The sequence below is a fragment of the Mitsuokella sp. AF33-22 genome (genome assembly GCF_003475755.1).
Classification (GTDB): domain Bacteria; phylum Bacillota; class Negativicutes; order Selenomonadales; family Selenomonadaceae; genus Mitsuokella.
The window spans coordinates 1-6,303 of the sequence record NZ_QRQA01000009.1 but is presented as its reverse complement, the minus strand read 5'-3'; the positions used below and the strand labels follow the sequence as shown (position 1 = coordinate 6,303).

Sequence of the window (6,303 nt, the reverse complement as noted above, 5' to 3'; positions counted from 1 at the left end):
TGGTGACACCTATGGGATTCGAACCCATGAACCCGGCGTGAGAGGCCGGTGTCTTAACCGCTTGACGAAGGTGCCACGTAACTGACTTGATTAATTATATTACAGCTCCTGCAATTTTGCAAGACTTTTTTTGAGCCTCTCCAAAGAAATTTTCTTGCCGAGGATGGAAAGGATCTCCGTAGCGCCGCCCGGCGTGACTTTCTGGCCGGCTGCCGCGATGCGCAGCACCCACATCGCAAGGCCCTTCTTGATGCCCTCCGCTTCGATGTAGGCGTTGAGCTGCTCGTAGAGGAAGTCGTTGTTCCAGTTGTCCTCGGCGATGTCCTCGAGCAGGGCAATCATGCCCGGCAGGAGTTCGGCTGCCTTTTCCGGCGTGACCTTGTTGCGCTTGTTGACGTAGAGCTCTGCGTCAAAGGCCGGCTGCTCGATGAGGAAGGCCACTTCCTGCGGCAGGTCGCCGAGACGCTGGATGCGCGTCTTGAGGAGTGCGCTGAGACGGGCCCAGCTCTTTTCGAGGTAGTCGGGCAGCTCGCCAACGAACGGGCGGGCCATCTTGGCGAATTCGTCGTCGCTCATGGCCTTGAGGTATTCGCCGTTGATCCAGCCGAGCTTGTCGTAATCGAAGACAGCCGGGGATTTCGAGAGGCCGTCGAGGCTGAAGTGCGCGATGAGCTCATCCATCGAGAAGATTTCCTGGTTCGTCGTCTTCGGGTTCCAGCCGAGCAGCGCCACGTAGTTGACGATGGCGTCCGGCAGGTAGCCGGCCTTGACGAGGTCATCAAAGCTCGTGGCACCGTGACGCTTCGAGAGCTTCGAGATGGAGCCGTCCTCGTTCTTGCCCATGACCGGAGCCAGATGGATGAACGTCGGGACATCCCAGCCGAAGGACTGGTAGAGCAGGATGTATTTCGGCGTGGAAGTGATGAACTCCGCACCGCGCATGATGTGCGTGATGTGCATGAGATGGTCGTCGATGACGTTGGCGAAGTTGTACGTCGGCATGCCGTCGCGCTTTAAGAGGACCTGGTCCTCGAGCTCTTCATTCTTGATCGTGATGTTGCCGTGAAGCACGTCGAAGAACGTCGTTTCGCCGGAAAGCGGCATCTTCTGGCGGATGACATAGGGATCCCCGTTCTTGAGGTGTTCGTCGATGACGTCCTGCGGCAGGTCGCGGCAGGTGCGGTCGTAGCCGCCGAACTTGCCGGCCGAGTGATCCTCATTCGGATCGCAGAAGCAGTAGTAGGCATGGCCCGTCTTGACGAGTTCTTCTGCATACTTCTTGTAGAGGTCCATGCGCTCGCTCTGGACGTAGGGGCCGTACGGGCCGCCGAGCGCCGGGCTCTCATCGGGGACGATATGTGCCATCGCCAGCGTGCGGTTGATGAAATCGACGGCATCGGCCACGTAGCGCGTGCGGTCGGTATCCTCGATGCGCAGGATGAACTGGCCGTGCTGGGCCTTGGCATAAAGGTAGCCGTAGAGAGCCGTGCGCAAATTGCCGATGTGCATGTAACCCGTCGGGCTTGGTGCGAAACGGGTGCGGACGATCTGTTCAGTCAATTGATATTCCTCCAATTAAATAAGATAGAGATTGCGTTCATCACATATATTGTATAGCTTTGAGTATACTACAGAAGACCGGGATAGACAAGAAAGGCAAAGCGTCTGCCGGCGCCTTGCCTAATGGTTGCTCCTTATTTCTTCAGGAAGTTGTAGAGAGCTCGGTACATGACCATGGAGCTCACGGCACCGGGGTCCTCGTGTCCGATGCTGCGTTCGCCGACGAGCGTGGCGCGGCCGCGTCTGGCGACGATGGTCTTCGTATAGTCGACGCCTTCCTTGGCTGCATGCGAGGCATCGAGCAGGACCTCGAAGAGCGTCTTGCCCTCGGCATGCTCGGGCAGGAAGCAGTCGTGAATCGGGATGAGAACATCGAGCATCGTCTTGTCGCCCTTCTTGGCATGGCCGCGGCGTTCGATGCCGGCGATGGCTGCGCCGAGAAGTTTCTCACAGCTCTCGATGTTGAGCTTCGTATTTTCATCGCAGACCTCCGAGGCCTTGACGAAGCCCGTGCCGTAGAGCGGGCCGGCCGCACCGCCGACATTCTGTATGAGGGCCTTGCCGATGGCGTGGAGAACGGGGCCCGGCTTTGACGTATCATCCATTTCATCAACGGCCTCTACGGCAGCGCGGAACCCGCGCGCCATGTTGATGCCGTGGTCGCCGTCGCCGATTTCAGCGTCGAGAGCCGTGAGATAATCTTTCTGAGCGATGATCGCAGCTGCGACAGCATCGAGTGCATCTTTGATTCTGGTCATAAGAAACTCCTTTGTGTTCACTATCGTGTTGCTTGTATTGCACGAGATGTGCATTTTATTATCATTTGTTATAAGAAAACAATACCACATTATATTATATCATGAGCAAGCAAAATCACAAGTGTGAATAGACAGAAATATAGGAGAAGATAAACTCTTCACATTGATTCCATTTGGTTTATACTGGAATCTTTCTATGATTTCATTGAAAAAGATTTGCCTATTTTTTCCAGAAAAAGTATAATAGCATAAAGAGATTATAGAAAGTATGATAAATTGCTATAGATTTACCTGGATTGGCGGGGGACCTGCCGGAAAGAGAGAGTAAAGGACATGGAAATCAAGGATATGCGCGCGTTTTACGCCATTGTCGAGGAAGGGAACATCAGCCACGCGGCGCAGCGGCTTGATATTGCCCAGCCTGCTCTGTCGCGTCAGATGAAGCGGCTCGAGACATCCCTCGGGGTGCAGCTCTTCGAGCGCGGCAGCCGCCGCATCCGTCTGACGGACGCCGGCCGCGTGCTTTACTCGCGGGTGGAGCACATCCTCGGCATGGTGGACGGCACGGTGCGCGAGATCACAGAGATCGGTTCGGGTGTTGCGGGGTCCATCCGCCTCGGCACGATCACGACGTCGGGAGCACTGTTGCTGCCGGAGCTCATCTCGGAATTTCATCGCCGTTATCCGCAGGTGACGTATCAGATCTGGGAGGCAGAAGGGGCGAGAATCCTCGAGCTCCTCGACAACCGGGTCATCGAGATCGGCATCACGCGTACGCAGGTCGATGCCAAGGTCTATGAATCCATCGTGCTGCCGAATGAGCCGCTCGTTGTCATCATGAACAGAGAGCAGGAAATCGGCAGCGACGAGAAGGTCGTGCGCCTTGAGGAACTCAAGGATGTGCCAGTCATCATCCCGCTGCGCTGGCAGAGCATGTTCGTGGCAGACTGCCGCAAGCGCGGCTTTGAGCCCAACGTCATCTGTGTCAGCGACAGCATCGTGCAGGACCTGCTGCTGGCCAAGATGGGCATGGGCATCGCCATCCTGCCGGTGTCCTCCAAGACGCTGCTGACCGATGGCAATCTGATCTATAAGAAGATGGTGGAACCGGAAATGAGCACGCATACGGTCATCGCCTGGCTCAAGAACCGCACGCTTTCCTCTTCGAGCGCACATCTCATCAAACTGTTTCGCGAAATGTTCCTGGGTGAGAAAGGAGAATGATTATGGCAAAGGCACAAAAGGTACAGATGGAATGGCAGGGCCTGCAGGTCGGTATGACCGGCAGGGCTGAGGAGCAGGTCACGGAGGCGAATCTCGCCAAGACACTCGGCAGCGGCAGCCTGCCGGTCTACAGCACACCGGCCATGAGCTGCCTCATGGAGCGTGCGGCCGCAGAGCTTTTGGAATTGCATGTCCCTACCGGCTGGACGACGGTCGGGAGCTCCATGGCCATCGAACATCGGGCACCGTCGCCCCTGGGTGCTGAGATCCGGGCGGAAGCTGAGGTCACGGCCGTGGAAGGCCGCAAGGTCTGCTTTGCCGTGCGGGCCTTTGCAGGCACGCAGGAAATCGGCTCGGGGACCCATGAACGCTTTGCGGTAGACGCCGAACGCTTCATGGCGAAGGCCTGCTCGCTTCCCGTTTGAACAGGCCGTGCGGTGAGTTAAAAATACAATTAGATTTACTGGAAAACTCTTTTCTTTGCGGGATGCACGGTATATAGTAGAATTATCTTTGTTCAATTTAGCAATCAGACTGCGTTGTGTCTGCTTCGTTACAACGTACATTCAGGAGGGGACGATATGGATAAACCGGTACGTATTTTTATCGTGGAAGATGAACCGCGCATTGCGCGTTTCCTGCAGATCGAGCTCGACCATGAAGGCTTTGAGACGGCGATTGAGAGCAATGGCACGCGTGCTTTTGAGCGCATCATGCAGGAGAATTACGACCTTGTTTTGCTCGATGTCATGCTGCCCGGCATGGATGGCATGACCATCTGCAAGAAGGTTCGTGAAGTCACGGATATCCCCATCATCATGCTGACGGCCCGCGACGATGTCGAAGACAAGGTCGCCGGCCTGGATCTCGGTGCCGATGATTACATCACGAAGCCGTTTGCGATGGAAGAGCTCCTGGCGCGCATCCGCAACGCCCTGCGCAAGCATACGGCCGTGAAATCGGAACCGCCGATTGAAGAATGCCTGCGCGTCAAGGATCTTGCGATGTATCCGCGCCGCTATGAGGTGGAGGTCGGCGGGGAGCCGGTCCATCTGACGAAAAAGGAGTATTCGCTGCTTGAATATCTGCTCCGCAACAAGCGCACGGTCCTGACGCGCGATCAGATCCTGCAGGAAGTATGGGGCTATGACTACAGCGGCGATACGAATGTCGTGGATGTCTATATCCGTTACCTGCGCGCCAAGCTTGACGATCATTTCCATGAGAAGTTCATCTACACCATCCGGGGCGTAGGATATGCCATTAAAGAATAAGCATCGCCTCAAATGGGGCCGTCTGTGCCGGTTCCTGACGCAGACCAAGATCTCGACGAAGATCACGTGCCTCTATGCGGCCATCCTGTTCGTCATCCTGATTTTCACGAGCGCCATCATGGGCGTGGGCGTCTATGCCTCGTTTTACCACCAGGCAGAGACAGAAATCGACATCAGTATGGAGCATATCCAGAAGCGTCTGTCGGACGGGGAGCACCTCGCGGGTATCCTGAACAGCGAGAATTTCGTCCTGCCGGGCGTCATCCTCATGGTCACGGATATCACGGGACAGGAAATCTACAAGAACGACGTGCATTACCCGTCGCTCGATGTTATTGAATCCCACCGCGTGGAGAATCCTCCCTTCTGGGCCAACAAGTCCATGGAAGTCTCGGAGCTTGACCGGTTTTCTCTCTATCATGCCACGATGAACATCATGGACAACGGGCAGATTTATCAGCTCCATTTCTTCCGGACCATCACGGCGGAACAGGGATTCCTGGAGCATCTGCAGCGCGTCCTGTTCATCATCACGATCATCGGCTTCCTGATTGCGCTGCTGGCCGGATATTTCCTGAGCAGCCGCATCCTGAGGCCCATACGCATCCTCACGCAGACGGCTCGCAAGATCGAGGTGGAGCGCATGGACCGGCGTATCGAAGTGCCGCCTGTACACGATGAGCTTTCAGAGCTGGCGACGACTTTCAATCACATGCTCGACCTCCTTGAAGCAGGCTTCCAGCAGCAGCAGCGCTTTGTCTCCGACGCTTCGCATGAACTGCGTACGCCTGTGACGGTCATCCTGGGATATTCGGATCTCCTGTCGCGCTGGGGCAGCTCCGACAAGAAGATCCTGGAAGAAGGCATCAATTCCATCCGCACGGAAGCGGAGGATATGCAGCAGCTCATCGAAAAACTGCTGTTCCTCGCGCGGGCTGACCAGAAGCGTCAGGCTGTCCACAAGGAATATCTCGAGCTTTCCGAGCTTGTGGAGGATGTTGTCCGCAAGATGAAGTTTGCCGTGGGCAGGCACAGCCTGATGCTGGGTGAGAACGATGCAGGCTGTATCTTTGCGGATCCGGTTACCATGCGTCAGATGCTTCGCATCTTTTTGGAGAATGCCGTCAAGTACACGCCGGAGGGCGGCCATATCACGGTGGTATCGAAACGCAATGATGCAAAGAAGGCCATGCAGGTCGAGATTGCCGATGACGGTATCGGTATTTCGCCGGAGGACCAGGATAAGATTTTCGACCGGTTCTATCGTGCGGATCCCTCGCGCACGAAAGATGTGGGCAGCGTGGGCGGTACGGGCCTGGGCCTTTCGATTGCCCGCTGGATCGCCGATCAGCATGATATCACGATTGACCTCGTCAGCAGTCTGGGTGAAGGCTCGACGTTCATCCTGACCATTCCGCTGGCTGAGAAAAACGAGAAATCCGATGATTCAATTAAAATGCGGCCAGGAATCTTCTCACTTCATTCAG

6 protein-coding genes and 1 tRNA gene are annotated in these 6,303 nt (G+C 55.9%); 4 read left to right on the top strand and 3 right to left on the bottom strand.

What is annotated here, in order from left to right:
- The 3 genes from DWZ54_RS06795 to dhaL form a co-directional block, all read right to left on the bottom strand.
- Positions 1 to 75: transfer RNA gene (locus DWZ54_RS06795), tRNA-Glu, on the bottom strand.
- A gap of 24 nt (positions 76 to 99) precedes the next feature.
- A complete protein-coding gene (gene gltX, locus DWZ54_RS06790) occupies positions 100 to 1,560 on the bottom strand; it encodes a glutamate--tRNA ligase (RefSeq protein ID WP_118016206.1) in 1,461 nt (486 codons plus the stop codon).
- A gap of 134 nt (positions 1,561 to 1,694) precedes the next feature.
- Complete coding sequence (dhaL, locus tag DWZ54_RS06785; protein WP_118475022.1) at positions 1,695 to 2,318, bottom strand: dihydroxyacetone kinase subunit DhaL; 624 nt, start codon at positions 2,316 to 2,318, stop codon at positions 1,695 to 1,697.
- A gap of 333 nt (positions 2,319 to 2,651) precedes the next feature.
- On the opposite strand from dhaL, the gene DWZ54_RS06780 reads away from it, so the two are divergent.
- The 4 genes from DWZ54_RS06780 to DWZ54_RS06765 all read left to right on the top strand — a co-directional run.
- A complete protein-coding gene (locus DWZ54_RS06780) occupies positions 2,652 to 3,542 on the top strand; it encodes a LysR family transcriptional regulator (protein ID WP_118475020.1) in 891 nt (296 codons plus the stop codon).
- A gap of 2 nt (positions 3,543 to 3,544) precedes the next feature.
- Positions 3,545 to 3,967 (top strand): thioesterase family protein, encoded by a 423-nt coding sequence (locus DWZ54_RS06775; protein WP_370245751.1) that lies wholly within the window; start codon positions 3,545 to 3,547, stop codon positions 3,965 to 3,967.
- Positions 3,968 to 4,123: 156 nt separating this feature from the next.
- Positions 4,124 to 4,816: a response regulator transcription factor gene (locus DWZ54_RS06770; RefSeq protein WP_118475019.1), complete on the top strand. Its 693-nt coding sequence runs from the start codon at positions 4,124 to 4,126 to the stop codon at positions 4,814 to 4,816.
- Positions 4,800 to 6,303: cell wall metabolism sensor histidine kinase WalK (locus DWZ54_RS06765; protein ID WP_118475018.1), on the top strand; the 1,504-nt coding region annotated here is incomplete at its 3' end. The genes DWZ54_RS06770 and DWZ54_RS06765, both read left to right, overlap by 17 nt.

Coding starts and splice junctions, on each gene's coding strand:
- dhaL (WP_118475022.1), bottom strand. CDS start 2,318: ATGACCAGAATCAAAGATGCACTCGATGCTGTCGCAGCTGCGATCATC.
- DWZ54_RS06780 (WP_118475020.1), top strand. CDS start 2,652: ATGGAAATCAAGGATATGCGCGCGTTTTACGCCATTGTCGAGGAAGGG.
- DWZ54_RS06775 (WP_370245751.1), top strand. CDS start 3,545: ATGGCAAAGGCACAAAAGGTACAGATGGAATGGCAGGGCCTGCAGGTC.
- DWZ54_RS06770 (WP_118475019.1), top strand. CDS start 4,124: ATGGATAAACCGGTACGTATTTTTATCGTGGAAGATGAACCGCGCATT.